The following is a 17279-nucleotide window of genomic DNA, read 5'->3' on the forward strand; positions in this document are numbered from 1 at the left end:
GTTGAACCGGGCACGACGGCGCGGGAAAGCTAACCTGCCCTGTTCTGGACCAACCGACCCGCGAATGCTAAGTGTCTGGTGAGGGAGGAAATCTCATGAGAATTGCCGGACTGGTTATCGTTGCGCTCATTGCGTTGCTCCATTTTTATATCGCCTGGTTCGAGATTTTCGCATGGACGACCAGAGGTCCGGAAATATTCACATCCATTTCTGCCGACTTGTTTGAGCCAACCAAGGTTTTGGCCGCCAACCAAGGCATTTACAACGCCTTTCTTGCGGCCGGGCTGACATGGTCATTGTTGATCAAAGATGCAAAATGGAAGATCAATATTGCCGTCTGCTTCCTGCTATTCGTGGCCACTGCGGGCGTCTTTGGTGCGGCCACGGCTGATTTCAAAATATTCTATGTTCAGACAGTCCCCGCCGCTGCGGCATTGATTTTGCTTTTGCTGTCGAGACGTTCGGCAAAGAGCTGATCAGTCGTCAAACGGCTGGTTCATACGGATGGTTCACACGGCTAGGTCACACTGGCGGTTCACATAAGCTGGGCCACCCATATAGACTCCTTTCCTACATATATCCATATAGGTTATAGATCTTCTTCTAACGTACCTATTTAGCCCCATCACGACGATGTGGTCCTCTGCCGATGATAGTTGCGAGCGGAGATGGAAAAGGAAGATGATGATGACATATGATGAAAAATTTCCGAAAAATATCAATGGGAGTATCGCGCGGGAGGTGATTGGTGACGAACAATCCCCTGCCCACTGCGCGTCACGATGGCTGGACAGCAGAGGTGCGCGTTAAGTATCTCGAGGCGCTCGCCAATTGCGGGAACATCCGAACGGCGGTGGCCTTTGTGCAGCGCTCACGGACATCCGCCTAAAATCTAAAACAACGCATAGGGACTGGTTCACATCGTCAACTTCGCACCGGCTTGGCCATCAACCGGCTTTCAACGGCTAGGCCGAAGCAAAACATGATTTCAGGATAGCGGAGAAATCGGAGAGAGCCCGACGGCTGGGTCGCAGATGCCGCCGGACTCCCGATATTTACGGTGCCCTCGCGTGAAGCTTAAGCCGCCGTAAACCCTGTTATCGCGGAAAAGGATAAAATAACTGTGATCAGGCTCACTGGGGATGATTTTATGTGAAAAAGGAAGAACGTCGCGGTGATCGTGACACTAGCCCCCCCTTCCAAGAAGCCCGATGGAGGGTCGCAGAACCATCGGACTTCCGGAGGTTACCCATATGAGGGATCCCAAAGGGAAGTGCGATGTCGCCGCCCCCCGCAATATGTTGCGAAATAAGCGACATCGCCTGATTGTGGTAGCGGAAGATATTTCACAATATTGTGATGAGGATCACTGAATGGGAAATATGTTATACTGATCAGGAAAATAGCTGAAAAACCGGAACAAAAACCAGCATAAAGGACGAACATGGCACATTATACCGGACGGCCACGCTTTGAATGGGATGAGGATGGGCGGATCATGACGCTGCTCAATCGCTTTGCCTTTATCGACGATGCGCAGCTGGTGTGGAGCGTGCCTGCCATGACGCGGGTTAACGGGGCATCGATACCGCAATTTGCCTGGTCGATCCTCGGCAGTCCATTTGTCGGCCGGTATCGCAAGGCATCCGTAGTGCACGACTGGTATTGCGATGTCCGCACGCGGGGATGGAAGGCAACGCACCGGATGTTCTACGAAGCAATGCGCACCTCAAAGGTCAGCGGAGCAAAGGCACGGATCATGTATGCTGCAGTCTATTATGCCGGGCCGCGCTGGGACGTTGCAGCAGCCTATAACGCCGAGCTGGCCGAAACTATGTTGCCAGAAGCCTATAGCAGCCTGAAACAGATGGAGCCGGCGGAAATACCCGAGGCGCAGCCCGACCTGACTCTCTGGCATCGGCGCGAAACCGACCCGGTGGCGTTTGAGGCAATGTGCGATGATTTCGCCAAAAAATGCGCGACCGTCACCGATGTCGAGGCCATGATCGAGGAGCAATTGGGCGCCACCGAATGACCAAGGCCGTTACCGTTGCTATTACACCGTGCGCTTGGCGCGGTCCTTCTTGTTCTGGCCCTCAATCGCCTGGCGTGCCGCCTGCCATTGTTCGTCGCCCCATGCGGTCAGGGCAGAGAAATTGCCGCCGGTTGCGTTATAGGCGCCGCCATCGATCGCAATGGTCTGTCCGGTCAGATATTGTGATCCCGGCCCCATCAGATAGGCGGCAAGATTCACCAGTTCGTCCATCTCGCCGACACGGCCCATCGGGACGCTGCTGCTCATCTTATCCTGATCACCTTTGCTCGGTGCGAGCCGGTTGGACATGCCTTCGGTCGGGAAAGCCCCTGGCGCAATGGCGTTCAGACGCAAACCATAGCGCGCCCATTCGGTGGCCAGGCTCTGCGTCATGACGTTGATACCGGCCTTGGACATGGCCGACGGGACCGTGAACGGCCCGCCATTCCAGACCCAGGTGGTCAGGATGGAAAGAACGCTGCCCTGATCACCAGCCGCGATCCAGCGCTTGCCTATGTCATGGGTCATATAGAATGTACCGTGGAAGACGATATTGGCAATCGCGTCAAAGCCGCGCACCGATAAATCCTCGGTGCGCGAAATGAAATTGCCGGCCGCATTATTGACCAGCCCGGTTAGCGGGCCATGCTGCGACCAGATCAGGTCGTTCATTTCGCTGATCATCTCCGCGTTACGGATATCACAGGGATGTGGAACCACCGTACCGCCATGTTTTTTGACTAGCTCTTCGGCCGTCGCTTTGCACACATCGCCGCGGCGACCACAAATATGGACTTCAGCGCCAAGCTTCAGGAAACCCTCGGCCATTTCCTTGCCCAGGCCGGTGCCACCACCAGTGATCAATATACGTTCACCCTTCATCAGGGCTTCGCGAAACATGAGTTTTGAAATATCCATATTGTCCTGTCCTAGATTAGCGGTTGCGGCATATTTCATGCCTTTCCAGCCTGTAAGCGATACCAGCTACGCGGCGGAAAGGAAAATATGGTTGAAAGGACCTATCAAAAAGAACGGGATCATCACAAACCGTGTCAAGGCGGGCTGGATGAAGGCGGGCTGGGTGAAGGTGGGCTGGATAAAGGCGAGCCGAATCAAGGTGGGACAGCCGCTCCGCGCTGCAGGTTACGGCCGGAATAGAGCACGCAAAAAAAATGGGAGCCGGTCGCCGAACAAGTTCGGTTCACGGCTCCCACTGCGCCTGATTGGGGATGCTGTCCTCTTGCGATTTCAACGTCCGCTTGTCCGGCGTCCGGTTTCCGGGCCAATACCGTTATGGTTTTCGGTTTTCCACATCGTCGCTTGCGCAATTCTGTTTCGGTTTAAACCCGATATTGGTCCAGTCACCCGATGATTGCTGTCCATCTGATCCACTCCGGCTTGCGCCTTTGCTTCTCGGGTTTCTTTCAATCATCAATCGAAAGATCATCTTATTTTCCTTGCGAAAAACACTATGTTCGTCTCGATTATCTTCTGGCTTCAAATCGCCCCAACGGGTCATCGCTGACTTGTCGCTGGTTGGATCAAACTCCGTCCGATGAATTGTATATGACACGTGTTTGCGAGTCGCTCCAAATGCTGAAAGGCGACTTATCCACAGATGCTGATCTTTCTTGTGGAAAAACACTGGCCGGATTGTGGACAAGGCAAAAATCCGTTGGCCCGGCCTTTCTAATAGGGGGATATCTTGAAAGGGCCGGGCCGTCGGAACAGTCTCGGTGCCCATCGGGAGGAGGGGGAGGCAACCGGGACTGAAAAAATCTGTAGTCGTTAAACCTGAATGGTCGTCATCATGATGATGCTGCTAACACTCAGGGCGGCTACTATATTGAAAAGCGTTTTCATGGGACAATCTCCTGTTTCTAAAAACGCCGATCAAACATCACTTTTCCTGTCTAACTGATAGTCAGGAAATGGTCGTCAAACCGTTAAGTTTCAATTGAAAACGGAGATTAATTAGTTGCAGTTTTTGCAATCAATTGAGGTGAGCGAGGCCGCGCCTAAAGAATGCCTTCGAGCAGCTTCTTACCCTTCTTCAATGGGTTTTTGCGGAACTTGCTCTCCTCCGCACCGATATAGGAGAATATCCCGTCCATCGCCTGTTCGGTCACACTGTCGGTCAAACCATCACGGGAAAGGTCAAGCCCACCCAGTGAAGAAAGCGCAGAGATAGAACCAAGGCTTTCGACCTGTTTATAGGCACCCACCTCGCCCAAGGCTTTCTCGACCAGCGGGCGGATCTTCACCGCGAGCTCCTCGCCCGAGGTCTTGCGCAGATAATCAGTTCCGCCAGTCCCACCGCCGGTGACGATACCCACCCCGTCCGTCAGAGTCAGATTGTCGATGGCTGATCGGAATATCGGCTTGGCTTCCAGCGCTGCCTTGCCGGCTGCATCATTCAGGTTCTTGGTGATGTCCTTGGTCAAACCTGCCTTGCTGGTAAAACGCAGGATCTTGGTCGCATTCTTCAACGGACCCGGCAATAAAACACGCACCGCCTTATCTGCGTAAAAGGCGCCCGGCTGTGACAGCTTGTCGAGCGCTCCATCGGATGCATTGCCCAACAGACCCTTCACTCCGGCAGATTGCGCATGAGCCGGGGCAGACAATAGCGGGGTCATCGATAAGGGCACCGCCATCATCGTCGTTGCTGCAATCAATTTCAGTTTCTTGGATGTATTCCGCATTATCCCGCTCCTGCTATGTTATGCCGTTCACCATAGCATAGCATTTTCGCGAGAAGCTGAACAGGTTCACCAAATTGTGTAAATAGTTGTACCGCGACTATCCGGCTGGTTTCGATCAGTTGGTTTCCGAAAACTCAAGCTTACCGCTAGTTTCGTCCGCACCTTTTTCGGTTAGTTCAAGCAGAAACGGATCGCCTTCGTCAGTTTTGCCAGAAAGCGTATTGCCATCCTTTTCAACAACGAAGTTTTCGTCCGTCATTTTCTGTTCGAACCAGGATACCAAATCGGCGGTACTGGTTGGTGCATCAAAGTTCAAAATGACCTTTCCGCCTTCGCCGTCTTTATCTTCCACATTCAGCCCTGTAACTTTCGAACCTGGATATAGCGATACGTTGTTCAAATCAAAATCGTCACTATCAATGGAAATCTGGGGGAGATCAACATCCATCGAGAAGCCGTCAGTCTTGATTGAAAATTTGCTATCTCCACCTTTACCGCCGATTTTGATGCTGTCAGCTTTGTCGCCGCCCTCACCGTCCACATCAATCGACATTTCGAAACCGTCATCACCTTGTTCCGTCTCAGAGCCAGAGCAAGCGGACAGGGTCAACGGAACGGCGGCAAGCGCGACAAGAAACTTATTGGTCATCGAAAATCTCCATACTGTATTGTTAATATAATACAGTATGGAGAGATTAGGTCAAGTAGATGGTTGAGCCCCATATGGTGTTAGGGCTCAATCGTTGCTCCAGGGTTGGCCGCATTCACGACACCGCCGTCAACAATCAGGGTCGTGCCCACCACATAGTCGCCTGCGCTACTGGACAGATAGATAGCTGCCGCAGCCATATCCTCCGGCCGGCCAATGCGTTTCGCCGGGATACCTTTTTCGACGGCGTCTTCATAGTCGCGCGCCGCTTTGTTCATGTTGGAAGCAAAGGCACCCGGAGCGATGCCGGACATGATGATGTCGTCAGAAATCAGCTTGGAAGCCATCTTGCGAGTAAGATGAACCACCGCTGCTTTCGATGCCTGATAGCTGTAGGTTTCCCAAGGATTGACCTTGAAGCCATCGATTGAAGCGATATTGACAACTTTTGCCGGCCGATCAAAGCTGGCTGCTGCTTTCAGCTGGGGATGCAGCGCCTGAGTTAGGAAGAACAGCCCTTTGACATTGGTGTCCATCACCTTGTCCCAACCCGATTCTGGGAAGCTGAGATATTCCTCACCCCAGGCCACGCCGGCATTGTTGATCAATATGTCGAGCTTCTCTTCATGCTTGGCAATCTCCGCAGCAAGGGCCTTGCAACCCTCAACCGTGCTGACATCGCCAGGAACAGAAATACAGTTATCACCCATTTCAGCGGCAGCGGCAGCGCAGGCATCGGCCTTACGGCCAGAGATGTAGACTTTCGCACCTTGGGCCAGGAAGCCTTCGGAAATCATCCGACCGATACCCCGATGCCCGCCGGTCACCAGCGCAACGCGGCCTTCAAGCGAAAATAGCTTGTTAAAATCCATCATGAAATCCTTTTTAGTAGCCGTGCATTTCCGCAACGAGGTTGGTGTGATAGTTGGCGTCACCCATAAATTCGGCCAGCGCACGATCGCGCTTCATATAGAGGCCAATATCATATTCGTCGGTCATCCCAACGCCGCCATGCATTTGCACGCCTTCCTTGACCGACAACGCTGTCGCTTTGCCTGCTTTGGCCTTGGCGACAGACACCATCATCTCGGCTTTTGATGAGCCTTCGTCGAGCATCTGCTGTGCTTTCAACACCGTCGCCCGAGCGATCTCCATTTCGCTATAAAGATGTGCTGTCCGGTGCTGCAGCGCCTGAAATGATCCGATAATCGTATCGAACTGCTTGCGGCCTTTGATATACTCAACGGTGATATCCATGGCCCCGGCGCCAACGCCAAGCGTCTCTGCTGCCGAACCAGCCCGGCCAGCATTGAGCATCCGCTGAAGCACTGCCCCACCTTCATCAACTTCACCGATAACCGCATCAGCGTCGACGACCACGCCATCAAATTCGACATGAGCCGCCATTGCGCTATCTACCAGACGAACACTGTCTCTCGACAATCCGCTAGCGTTGGTATCAACGGCAAAAAGCGTAAGGCCTTTATCTTCGCCAGAACTGCCACTGGTCCGCGCCGCCACGATCAACGTATCCGCCGAACCACCCTGCACTACAAATTGCTTTTTGCCATCGAGCTTGAAACCGTTACCTTCGCGGGTCGCTGCCATCGCAATTTGATCGGGACGATGTTTTGCGCCCTCGTCGATCGCCAAGGCCAGCACACTGTCGCCAGAAAGGATGCCTGGGAAATATTTGTCGCGGAGCGTTTTGCCGCCCGCGTTCAGAGCCTCGACACCTGCAACTGCTGTCGCAAGAAACGGAGAAGGCGTAAGGTTGCGGCCAATTTCCTCCAGGACAACACCCGCTTCGGTGTGACCAAGGCCCAACCCGCCTTCATCTTCAGAAACCAATATGCCCGTAAAACCCATTTCCGCGAACTGTTTCCAAAGCGCGTGGGAGAAACCGTCCTTGCAGTTTTTGTCACGAAATTCCCGAAAGTGAGCGACGTTACCTTCGCCCTTCATAAAATCTGCTGCGCTGTCCTGCAGCATTTTCTGGTCGTCATTCAAGTAAAGCGGCATCGCTTTTGTCCCTCTAATATAATTGTTTAACTGCCTACGCCCTTAAGCGTTAGGCAATTGCAAGATCTGTTTGGAAACGACGTTCAGCATAACTTCGCTGGTTCCGCCTTCGATGCTGTTTGCTTTGGTCCTGAGCCAACCGCGCGCGGTCAGCCCGCCATTGGATGCATCACTTTCCCACTCCAACACTTCACTACCACCAGCGGACATGATCAATTCATGGCGACGCTTGTTAATCTCCGTCCCGGCATATTTCATCATGTTGGGCTGTGCAGGATGGCATAGGTTGGCTTTGAAAGTATCGCCGAAACGTTCTGCCATCGCACGGAAGGCTAACACATCGATATCCATTTCCGCCATCTGAGCCCGAAGCATCGGATCATCCAGCCGACCCATTTCATCACGGCCATATTGATCGGCAAATTTGGAGCCGAGCGACGTCGCCCCGGAAGAACCGTCACCGGAAATCATGCTGCGCTCATGTCCCAGCAGATATTTGGCAACGTCCCAGCCGCGGTTTACTTCACCGACCACTGATGACACGCTATCGCCATAAGTTTTTGGCACTTCGACATCCGCGAAAAATGTCTCACAAAATGCAGATTGTCCGGAAATCAGGACGATAGGTTTCGTCTCCACACCTTTGCTCGTCATATCGAACAGCATGAAACTAATGCCCTTATGCTTGGTCGATTTATCGGTCCGTGTCAGACAGAAAATCCAGTCCGCTTTGTCAGCGTAACTGGTCCAGATTTTCTGACCGTTGATCAGATAATGGTCGCCTTTATCTTCCGCCGAGGTTTGCAGCGAAGCAAGGTCCGATCCGGACCCAGGCTCCGAATAGCCCTGGCACCAGCGGACTTCACCGCGTGCAATCGGCGGCAGAAAATGCAGTTTCTGTTCTTCGGTACCAAAGTGCAGCAATGCGGGGCCAAGCATCCAGATGCCAAAGCTCGACAAGGGAGAACGAATCCTCAGCCGACCCATTTCCTGAAGCAAGATTTTGGTTTCAGCGCGTGATAGACCCCCGCCGCCATATTCTTTAGGCCAGTCGGGAACCGTCCAGCCCTTGGCCGCCATTTTGTCCATCCATTCTTTTTGCCCTGGCTTAAAGGTTGGGTTTTTCCCGCCCCAGCAAATATCGCTTTCATCGACAACAGGCTGGCGCATTTCTGGCGGACAGTTGGCTTCCAACCAGGCAGCAGTCTCTGCGCGGAAGCTTTCAAGATCAGACATGATGGTGATTCCTTTAATTGATCAATTAATATCTGACTATCATAGATAAGGCCCAAGGTTCAATGATCCGCTTGCGCAAAGATCGAAAAAATAATCGACCATAGACAGGCGCACTGGATTCCGTAGCGGCAAGCCGATCAATTACCGGAATCGATTGACGGTCAATTCGGGCTCGGCCTATGTTCCAAAGAAAAACAGCCCAAAAACAGGAGCCCATAAAATGCGATTTGAAGGCAAAACCGTTGTCATAACGGGAGGCTCATCAGGCATTGGTCGCGGGACCGTTGATCTGTTTTTGCGTGAAGGTGCTGAAGTGGTCATGGGCGATATTGATGCTGATGAAGGTTCCGCAATGATGTCCACTCTCGGCGACAGTTTCCATTTCCAGAAATGCGATGTCACCCAGGAAGAGGACGTCAAAGCACTGATGGATTACGCTGCAGAGAAGACCGGTGGACTTGATATTGTCTTCAACAACGCTGGCGCCGGTGGGCCGCGTGATGCGATAGACGAGATAAGCGGAGACGACTGGGACTTTGCCATGGCATTGCTGCTCAAATCCGTTGCCATGGGTATCCGCCACGCAGCACCTCACCTCAAAAAACGGGGTGGCGGCGCCATCATTAATACGGCCTCGGTCTGCGCCTTTCAGGCCGGCTTTGGCCCCGTTGCCTATTCGACGGCAAAGGCCGGTGTTTTGCATCTGACCAAGTTGTCCGCCGCTGAACTAGCGCAATATAAGATACGAGTGAATGCGATCTGCCCCGGCTTCATTCAAACCAATATTTTTGCTGCTACTGTTGGCGCCAACAAAGAGGAAGCGCAGCAGATCAATAGCGTCTTGGGGCAAGCAGCAGCAGGTGCTCAACCCATTTCCCGGCCTGGCGTTCCCGACGATATTGCCGAGACAGTGGCCTATTTTGCATCCGATGCCGCAGGCTTTGTTACTGGCACACATTTGTTGGTCGATGGCGGATTGCTGGTTGGTACGCAGTCCAGCTGGGACCCGGAAGCACCGGGTATGCTGGATGCCATTTTACCGGAGCACCTGCGTTGACAGATTCAGCTGAAAAACTCCCGTTAAAAACCAAGCTTCTCTATGGCTTCGGTGCCGCAGCTTATGGCGTGAAGGATAACGGTTTCGCCGTTTTTCTGCTCTACTATTACAACCAGGTTGTTGGCATGCGCGCCGACGTGGTTAGCTTAGCCATTGCAATTGCCCTGTTTGTGGATGCTTTTGTCGATCCGCTCATTGGTCAGATGACCGATCGCACCCGGACATCGATTGGGCGTCGCCACCCGTGGCTTTATGGATCGGCTGTTCCCATTGCTATCGCCTGGTTATTTTTGTGGCATCCGCCCGAAGCCAGCGGAACTGTCCAGTTTTTCTATCTGTTAGCGATGGCGATGCTCGTGCGCTTTTCTCTTTCAGCCTATGAAGTTCCCTCATTGGCTCTGGTTCCGGAACTGAGCAAAGACTATCACGACCGTACGAGTATATTGCGCTTTCGGACGTTGTTCGGTTGGGCCAGCGGCCTCGGGATTATGGTCCTCGCCTATGGTTTTCTCTTGGTTCCGAATGAGAAATATCCGGTCGGATTGCTCAATGCAGATGGTTATGCTTCCTATGCTATTGTGGGCGCTGGCATCATGGTCTTCGCCGTCATTGTGTCAGCGATCAGCACTCACAAGCGAATAGTAAGCGGTTATAAATCCGAGGCCGCTCACCCGGAAACAGCAGAAGATTTCAATCAAATGTTGGCGGCGTTCCGTTTTTCACCATTCATGCTTTTGATGTTCGCCGGCGTCTTTGCCTACACCAACCAGGGGCTCACATTCGCCATGACCCCCTATCTGTTGACTCATGTGTGGGAATTCGGATCGGCTGAGTTCACGCTCTATTCTGCGGTATTGTTCATCGGCGTTATCATGGCCTTTCTCCTGGTCACCCCGATTTCCAAGCGGACAGGAAAGCCCATAGGGGCCGCGATATTGACATTATTTGCATTGATGATCGGCACGGCGCCCTATTGGTTGCGGATGTTGGATCTATTTCCAGTACCCGGTTCCGACTTACTGGTTCCCACTCTCTTTACATTTCTTGTGATCGCAACCGCCTCAAGCATATCAGCGATGATCCTTACCATGTCGATGATGGCAGACGTTGCCGATGCCTATGCATTCGAAGCTGGCAAGCGAACGGAAGGTCTGTTTTCTTCCGGCATGTGGTTCATGCAAAAAATGGTTGGTGGCATGGGTATTTTGCTCTCTGGCCTTATCATCTCCTTCATTCAACTACCGGAACAGGCAGCTCCCGGCTCGGTCGAACCGGCCATTGTCGACAATTTGGCTTTGATTTACGTAAGCATGATTACTGTCATTGGCCTTATTGGTACGTGGGCCTACACTTTGTTCCCACTGAGTGAAAAGGACCATAGCGATCGCGTCGCGAAGCTGACCGCGGCATCACCACCTGCGGAATAGGAAGATGGATAAAAACCAATCCCAATCGCTCCTTTCCCTGTGGCCATGCCGTGACGGCTCTGATAAGTTAATTGCATAGTTAAATCGAAAAGCTCTCAAAAAAGGATAGAAGCATGGATTTTGATCTCACGGAAAAGCAGGAATATTGGCGCAATCAGGTGCGCGAGCATATCGAGAATCATGTGCGCCCGCGCGTCGCTGATTATCAGGCTGAAGACGAATCCGGAGATCGCTGGAAAGTCCTGCAGGTTGTGGAAGAAGAGAAAGCCAAGGCGAAAGAAAAGGGCATATGGAATCTTTTCATGCCGCCCTCCAATCCGAATCTGCCTCACATCGATGACAGCTTTGAATTTGAGGGCCCTGGCCTCACAAACCTTGAATATGCTCTTTGCGCCGAAGAAATGGGCCGGGTTGGTTTTTCATCTGAAGTGTTCAACTGTTCCGCGCCAGATACTGGCAATATGGAAGTCTTTCATCGTTATGGCACGCTAGAACAGAAAGAGCAGTATCTTCGTCCGCTGATGAATGGCGAGATTCGCTCGGCCTTCCTGATGACCGAGCCTGCTGTGGCATCATCCGATGCAACCAATATTGAAACCGCTATCGTTCGCGATGGCGATGAATATGTCATCAATGGCCGTAAATGGTGGTCGTCTGGTCTTGGCGATCCGCGCTGCAAAATCGCTATCGTGATGGGCAAAACCTCCTTTGAGGGCAGCCGCTACACGCAGCAATCTCAGATCCTCATGCCAACTGACGCACCAGGCGTGAACATCATCCGCCATCTGCCTGTCTTCGGTTATGACGATGCACCGCATGGTCATATGGAAGTCGAGATGAAAGATGTTCGTGTTCCGGCATCCAATATCATCTTGGGTGAGGGACGCGGCTTTGAGATCGCACAGGGCCGCCTTGGACCTGGCCGTATTCATCACTGCATGCGTACCATCGGTGTTGCAGAAGAAGCGCTCCAGAAAATGGTCAAGCGCCTCCAGTCCCGCATCGCATTCGGCAAGCGTATTTCCGAGCATAGCGTTTGGGACGAGCGCGTCGCACGGGCCCGTATCGACATCGATATGAGCCGCCTGCTTTGCTTGAAAGCAGCTGATATGATGGACAAAGTCGGCAACAAATATGCAAAGGCAGAGATTGCAATGATCAAAGTGCAGGCACCAACAATGGCGTTGAAAATCATTGATGATGCCATCCAGGCACATGGCGGCGGCGGCGTTAGCAATGACTTCGGTCTGGCCAGCGCTTATGCGCATCAACGTACATTGCGTCTCGCAGATGGTCCGGATGAGGTTCACAATCGGACGATCGCCAAGATGGAATATGGCAAATATGCCGAAACCGCTGATGGCAGCAAAATGAAGGAAGAGCTGTCTTCCGGTGATCTTGCCGTCACGCGATAAGAGAGGGCTGGTCCAATGAAAGCTGCAGTCCTGGTTGAAGCGGGCAAACCGCTCGAAATCGAAGATGTCACCATCTCTAATCCAGGACCGCATGAAGTGCTGATCCGAACGGCTGCCTGCGGGTTGTGCCATTCGGATCTTCATTTCATTGATGGCAGCTACCCGCATCCCTTGCCGGCCATACCGGGACATGAAGCGGCAGGTATTGTTGAAGCCATCGGCAGCGAAGTACGTACCGTTGCGGTAGGTGACGCTGTCGTTTCTTGCTTGTCTGCCTTTTGCGGCCATTGCGAATTTTGCGTATCCGGTCGAATGTCTCTTTGCCTCGGTGCGGATACGCGGCGAGCAGAAGGGGAAGCGCCCCGGATTACTCGGCCTGATGGATCAACCGTTGCGCAGATGTTGAATTTATCAGCCTTTGCCGAACAAATGCTGATCCATGAACATGCCTGCACTCGGATTGATCCCGACATGCCACTTGATCGAGCCGCTGTTATTGGCTGTGCGGTGACGACCGGAGCCGGAACCATATTTAACGCCTGCGCTGTTACACCGGGAGAAACAGTCGCTGTAGTTGGCTGCGGCGGTGTCGGACTAGCAACAATAAATGCCGCCAAAATTGCTGGGGCTGGCCGTATCATTGCGGCCGACCCTGTTCCGGAAAAACGTGATCTTGCGATGAAACTTGGAGCAACTGATACCGTTGATGCTCTGGCAGATGACGCAGCAGCACAGATTCTGGATCTCACCAAAGGCGGCGTCGATCATGCGATTGAGGCCGTCGGTCGCCCTGCATCGGGCGAACTCGCAGTCGGATCGCTCAAACGTGGTGGGACAGCAACAATCCTCGGCATGATGCCCCTGGATCATCAGGTGGGTCTCAGTGCTATGGATCTGCTATCGGGCAAGAAATTACAAGGCGTGCTTATGGGCGAGAACCGCTTTCCGGTGGATATCCCGCGTCTCGTCGATTTCTATCTGCGCGGATTGCTGGATTTGGATAGTATTGTTGCCGAAACCATCCCGCTTGAGCAGATTAACGATGGCTTTGAGAAAATGAGAAAAGGTGATGCGGCGCGCTCCGTCATCACATTCAACTAGTTAGGAAGAGGGAACTTCCATGAATCCACAAGAAGACATGACTGGTACCATGGCGGTGCCCGATAAAGACAAGCTCGACGAAGTAAGCCTTGCCAACTGGATGGAGGCCAATGTGGAAGGCTTTGCCGGCCCCATGACGATTACAAAGTTTAAGGGTGGCCAGTCCAATCCCACTTACAAGATTGAGACGCCGGGTACCGACTATGTCTTGCGTAAGAAGCCATTTGGTAAATTACTGCCGTCGGCTCATGCCGTGGATCGCGAGTTCAGGGTCATTGCTGGACTTCATCCGGCGGGCTTTCCCGTCGCGAAACCGTATGGCCTGTGCGAAGATGATGATGTCATTGGAACAATGTTTTACATCATGGGTATGGCCGACGGCCGAACCCTTTGGGACGGCACTTTGCCGGGCATGGAACCGGACGAACGTCGAGCGATCTATCACGAGATGATCGATACGCTCGCTTTGCTGCACAGCTATGACCCTGTAGAGCTAGGCTTGGAAAAGCACGGCAAGCCTGGAAATTACTGCGAACGTCAGATTTCCCGTTGGACACAGCAATATAAATTATCTGAACTCGAAACCATTCCAGAAATGGATCAGCTCATCGAATGGCTGACGAAAACCATACCGGAACAGAAAAGCTTTGGTATTGTTCATGGTGACTATCGTCTCGACAATATGATCTTTGAGAATGATGCTCCAAAAGTCATCGCAGTACTGGATTGGGAACTCTCTACGCTCGGTGATCCGATTGCTGATTTTGCCTATTGGCTAATGGCTTATGAAATGGAGCCAGAGGGCCGCAGCGGCCTGAAGGGTGTCGATCTGGAGACGCTTGGTATTCCATCCCGGGAAGAAGCCATCGCCCGCTATTGCGAGAAATCCGGTATCGAAGATCTTCCGCCGATGGATTGGTATCTTGCTTATAATCTATTCCGTATCGCGGCCATTTTGCAGGGCATTCAGAAACGTGTAGTAGATGGTACTGCAAACAGCGCAGCTGCGGCTGAAATGTCGGACCGGGTAACACCATTGGCGCAAGCCGGATGGGAAGCAGCAAAACGCGCTGGCGCTTGAAATCAGGCAAACAGGAGCAGAAACATGGCGGACCTTCAAGATAAAGTAGCCATCGTAACCGGCGCGGGCAGCGGTATTGGCAGGGCTTCGGCGCAGTTGTTTGCCGAGCATGGTGCAAAAGTGATCGCCAGTGACGTTACCGATGCCGTGGAAGACACCGCCAAGGGCTCGAATGGCAATATCATCGCGATCAAGGCGGATGCTGGTTCGGAAGGTGATATTGAAATGCTTGTCGATGCGGCGGAGCAGAAATTTGGTGACCTGCACGTGTTTTTCGCCAATGCCGGTATTGGCGGCGGCTTTGAGGGGATTTTCGACAGCAGCGTTGCCGAGTGGCAGGAAGTCTTGCGGGTTAATCTCATCGGACCGTTTCTGGCGGCCAAATATGCGGGAAAGGTTATTGCCGACAGCGGGCATGGCGGCTCGATCATCTGCACCGCCAGTGTCGCCGGTATCCGGTCTGGAGCAGGTGGCCCGGCTTATTCCGCTTCGAAGGCGGGAGTTATCAATCTTGTCAAAGTTGCCGCGCAACAATTTGCTACAGCTAATGTCCGCTGCAACGCCATTTGCCCCGGTATCACAGAGACCGGCATGACTCAGTTTATTTATGATAAAGCGCGGGAAAAAGGCAAAGAGGACCGGCTTGGTTACCTCAATCCGCTGCGCCGCGGGGCCAACCCGATTGAGATGGCGGAAGTTGCCTTATTCTTGGCGTCTGACCGGTCATCCTATGTCAATGGTCAGGCGATTGCAGTGGACGGAGGACTAAGCGCCTCGCACCCTGTCACCCGCCAGGAATTCGGCCGCACGGCGGTTTAGCGGCTAGTTCGCGAAAGCGAGCTTACCGTCTCCCAGTTGGACAAAGTCGACGCGGCCATTTGTTGTCCCGCACAGGAACGTAGTTTGCGATGTCGCGTTCAAACGGCCTTCGACGCGCCAACCTTCGCCATCACGGGCAACCGATTGTATCTCTGAAACCCGGGCATCATCCCCTGCCTGCCGTTCGGCGGCGTTGGAACAGACGTTGATCGCTATATCCATCGCACCCGTGCCACGATCACCGCGACTGTCCGAGCGACGATCATCCCGACGGTTGTCATAACGGCGGTCATCGCTGCGCCGATCAGAACGATAATCGCGATCATCATACCGGCGATCCCGTTTGTTTTTCGAAGCTGCATTTGCGATGGCGGCGATCCCGCCGATGATCAATACGCCTGCCAGCACATCACCGGCATCGACCCGGTTCCGGTGGCGACGATATCCGCGATAGCCCCTATGGCCGCGATATCCTCGATATCCACGATATCCGCGCCATCCCTCGACCTTGTCACTATCTGCGGTCCAGCCGAAGTCGGCAATATCCATTGGGCTTGCTGGCGCTGCTACGGGATTGACCGGCGCTGCCATGGCCGGTGTAAAACCGGTAAAGACCAGTGCCGTCGATGCGACCACAGCCGATAATTTCTTTTGAATACTCATATTCCATACCCCTATTTCTACCAGATCATGTACCCCAGAATCCGGTCATATACCACAAATAGCTGGTTCAGCCTGTCACCAGGCTGAACCATATTCTAAAATCATGTAACCTTACCGCCGATAATTAAGGTCTTTCAGGCGCACTCCGGAAACCCGGCGACCTTCGACATAGCAGGTAAACTTACCGCGATCATAGCTGCGACGATAGCCGCGATAGCCGTCTTTCACCACGATCCGGCCCTTGACCTTGTAGCCATAGCGAGTCCGTTTGACGTCGCGGATTTGGGTCACATCGGCCCGACCATAATAGCTCGCCTTACGTTCCGCAGCCCGAACACATTTGTTCACAGCCCGACGCGGACGAATACGCTTGCGATCACCATAGCCATAACGACCGTCACGATAGCGACCATCACGATAGCGACGGTCACGATGGCGCCGATCCCGATAGTCATCGTCATAATAGCCGGTGCTATATTTGTCCTTCTTACCAGATGACAAAATCGCTGCCAGACCACCCAGCACCACGGCTCCGGCAATCACTTCGCCAGCACTAATGCCGCCCCGGTCATAATCCTTGGCCATCGCTGGCGTCGCAGAAACGGCCATCGCAGTTGCGGCAGCGGTTCCGACCAATGCTGTTTTAAGAGTATTCATCTCCACTTTCCTTTCAAACTACCCGAGAACCATCTTCCGAGCTTGTGGAACCCTTTTAGAGGGCAGCTATTGAGTAGAGACTGAACCTTCCTGTCAGGAGTTGTTCAGGTTTATAGCGAGTTTTATGAACATCATTTTTGGCTATTTTCTGCGGTACAGCCGCGAAATTGATAGATATCGCATACATAGATGTGCATTTTCAGAACCCATGAATCTGGGCGAGAATTGAAATTTTATCTCCACCGATTCATGGAATATCGCCGACTGTCTCCAGGTCGTCGGACAAGATCGAATAATCATATGATGCAACGCCTGCGGGGCAGCGTGCTGAATATCTGACATTTGACACCCGCACGGCGTACGACCGCTTCTCGCCCCAGCTGTCGCCATTCGCGTTTGTCCGATCTAATGT

19 protein-coding genes are annotated in these 17279 nt (G+C 52.9%); 10 read left to right on the forward strand and 9 right to left on the reverse strand.

Features of this window, described 5'->3' with window-relative positions; all coding sequences use genetic code 11:
- The first annotated feature begins 95 nt into the window (after nucleotides 1-95).
- The 3 genes from DG177_RS07225 to DG177_RS07230 all read left to right on the forward strand — a co-directional run bounded on the left by DG177_RS07225 (nucleotide 96) and on the right by DG177_RS07230 (nucleotide 2035).
- Nucleotides 96-476 (forward strand): DUF1304 family protein, encoded by a 381-nt coding sequence (locus tag DG177_RS07225; RefSeq protein WP_108810873.1) that lies wholly within the window; start codon nucleotides 96-98, stop codon nucleotides 474-476.
- 272 nt (nucleotides 477-748) lie between these two features.
- Nucleotides 749-889: a hypothetical protein gene (locus DG177_RS17685; protein ID WP_337658603.1), complete on the forward strand. Its 141-nt coding sequence runs from the start codon at nucleotides 749-751 to the stop codon at nucleotides 887-889.
- 555 nt (nucleotides 890-1444) lie between these two features.
- Nucleotides 1445-2035, forward strand: coding sequence for a DUF1353 domain-containing protein (locus tag DG177_RS07230; protein WP_108810874.1), 591 nt, complete (start codon nucleotides 1445-1447; stop codon nucleotides 2033-2035).
- Nucleotides 2036-2056: 21 nt separating this feature from the next.
- On the opposite strand, the gene DG177_RS07235 is transcribed toward DG177_RS07230, so the two are convergent.
- Nucleotides 2057-2992, reverse strand: coding sequence for an SDR family oxidoreductase (locus DG177_RS07235; protein WP_337658604.1), 936 nt, complete (start codon nucleotides 2990-2992; stop codon nucleotides 2057-2059).
- A 48-nt stretch (nucleotides 2993-3040) separates the two neighbouring features.
- Between DG177_RS07235 and DG177_RS17690 the strand changes: the two genes are divergently transcribed.
- A complete protein-coding gene (locus tag DG177_RS17690) occupies nucleotides 3041-3193 on the forward strand; it encodes a hypothetical protein (RefSeq protein ID WP_337658605.1) in 153 nt (50 codons plus the stop codon).
- A gap of 133 nt (nucleotides 3194-3326) precedes the next feature.
- On the opposite strand, the gene DG177_RS17695 is transcribed toward DG177_RS17690, so the two are convergent.
- The 6 genes from DG177_RS17695 to DG177_RS07265 form a co-directional block, all read right to left on the reverse strand.
- Nucleotides 3327-3608, reverse strand: coding sequence for a hypothetical protein (locus DG177_RS17695; protein ID WP_337658606.1), 282 nt, complete (start codon nucleotides 3606-3608; stop codon nucleotides 3327-3329).
- A gap of 445 nt (nucleotides 3609-4053) precedes the next feature.
- Complete coding sequence (locus DG177_RS07245) at nucleotides 4054-4740, reverse strand: DUF4197 domain-containing protein (protein WP_337658607.1); 687 nt, start codon at nucleotides 4738-4740, stop codon at nucleotides 4054-4056.
- Nucleotides 4741-4855: 115 nt separating this feature from the next.
- A complete protein-coding gene (locus tag DG177_RS07250) occupies nucleotides 4856-5389 on the reverse strand; it encodes a hypothetical protein (RefSeq protein WP_108810876.1) in 534 nt (177 codons plus the stop codon).
- A gap of 80 nt (nucleotides 5390-5469) precedes the next feature.
- Nucleotides 5470-6261, reverse strand: coding sequence for an SDR family oxidoreductase (locus tag DG177_RS07255; RefSeq protein ID WP_108812839.1), 792 nt, complete (start codon nucleotides 6259-6261; stop codon nucleotides 5470-5472).
- Between the two features lie 13 nt (nucleotides 6262-6274).
- Nucleotides 6275-7411 (reverse strand): acyl-CoA dehydrogenase family protein, encoded by a 1137-nt coding sequence (locus DG177_RS07260; protein WP_108810877.1) that lies wholly within the window; start codon nucleotides 7409-7411, stop codon nucleotides 6275-6277.
- Between the two features lie 42 nt (nucleotides 7412-7453).
- The gene (locus tag DG177_RS07265) at nucleotides 7454-8647 is read right to left on the reverse strand and encodes an acyl-CoA dehydrogenase family protein (RefSeq protein ID WP_108810878.1); all 1194 of its coding nucleotides are present in this window, start codon (nucleotides 8645-8647) and stop codon (nucleotides 7454-7456) included.
- A 220-nt stretch (nucleotides 8648-8867) separates the two neighbouring features.
- On the opposite strand from DG177_RS07265, the gene DG177_RS07270 reads away from it, so the two are divergent.
- The 6 genes from DG177_RS07270 (at nucleotide 8868) to DG177_RS07295 (ending at nucleotide 15547) form a co-directional block, all read left to right on the forward strand.
- Complete coding sequence (locus DG177_RS07270) at nucleotides 8868-9704, forward strand: glucose 1-dehydrogenase (RefSeq protein ID WP_108812840.1); 837 nt, start codon at nucleotides 8868-8870, stop codon at nucleotides 9702-9704.
- Entirely contained in the window at nucleotides 9701-11131 is a 1431-nt protein-coding gene (locus DG177_RS07275; protein WP_337658608.1) for an MFS transporter, read from the forward strand. The genes DG177_RS07270 and DG177_RS07275 overlap by 4 nt, the downstream gene beginning before the upstream one ends.
- Before the next feature lie 113 nt (nucleotides 11132-11244).
- The gene (locus DG177_RS07280; RefSeq protein ID WP_108810880.1) at nucleotides 11245-12546 is read left to right on the forward strand and encodes an acyl-CoA dehydrogenase family protein; all 1302 of its coding nucleotides are present in this window, start codon (nucleotides 11245-11247) and stop codon (nucleotides 12544-12546) included.
- A 15-nt stretch (nucleotides 12547-12561) separates the two neighbouring features.
- Nucleotides 12562-13647: a zinc-binding dehydrogenase gene (locus DG177_RS07285; protein WP_108810881.1), complete on the forward strand. Its 1086-nt coding sequence runs from the start codon at nucleotides 12562-12564 to the stop codon at nucleotides 13645-13647.
- A gap of 19 nt (nucleotides 13648-13666) precedes the next feature.
- Nucleotides 13667-14728, forward strand: coding sequence for a phosphotransferase family protein (locus tag DG177_RS07290; RefSeq protein WP_337658609.1), 1062 nt, complete (start codon nucleotides 13667-13669; stop codon nucleotides 14726-14728).
- A gap of 24 nt (nucleotides 14729-14752) precedes the next feature.
- Nucleotides 14753-15547 (forward strand): SDR family oxidoreductase, encoded by a 795-nt coding sequence (locus DG177_RS07295; protein ID WP_108810882.1) that lies wholly within the window; start codon nucleotides 14753-14755, stop codon nucleotides 15545-15547.
- A gap of 3 nt (nucleotides 15548-15550) precedes the next feature.
- On the opposite strand, the gene DG177_RS17700 is transcribed toward DG177_RS07295, so the two are convergent.
- Nucleotides 15551-16210, reverse strand: coding sequence for a hypothetical protein (locus DG177_RS17700; RefSeq protein WP_337658610.1), 660 nt, complete (start codon nucleotides 16208-16210; stop codon nucleotides 15551-15553).
- Between the two features lie 111 nt (nucleotides 16211-16321).
- Nucleotides 16322-16867 carry a hypothetical protein gene (locus tag DG177_RS07305; protein ID WP_108810883.1) on the reverse strand — a complete coding sequence of 182 codons (546 nt, stop codon included), beginning with the start codon at nucleotides 16865-16867 and terminating at the stop codon, nucleotides 16322-16324.
- Nucleotides 16868-17279 lie beyond the last annotated feature (412 nt).

This window comes from Sphingorhabdus sp. Alg231-15 (genome assembly GCF_900149705.1).
GTDB lineage: Bacteria > Pseudomonadota > Alphaproteobacteria > Sphingomonadales > Sphingomonadaceae > Parasphingorhabdus.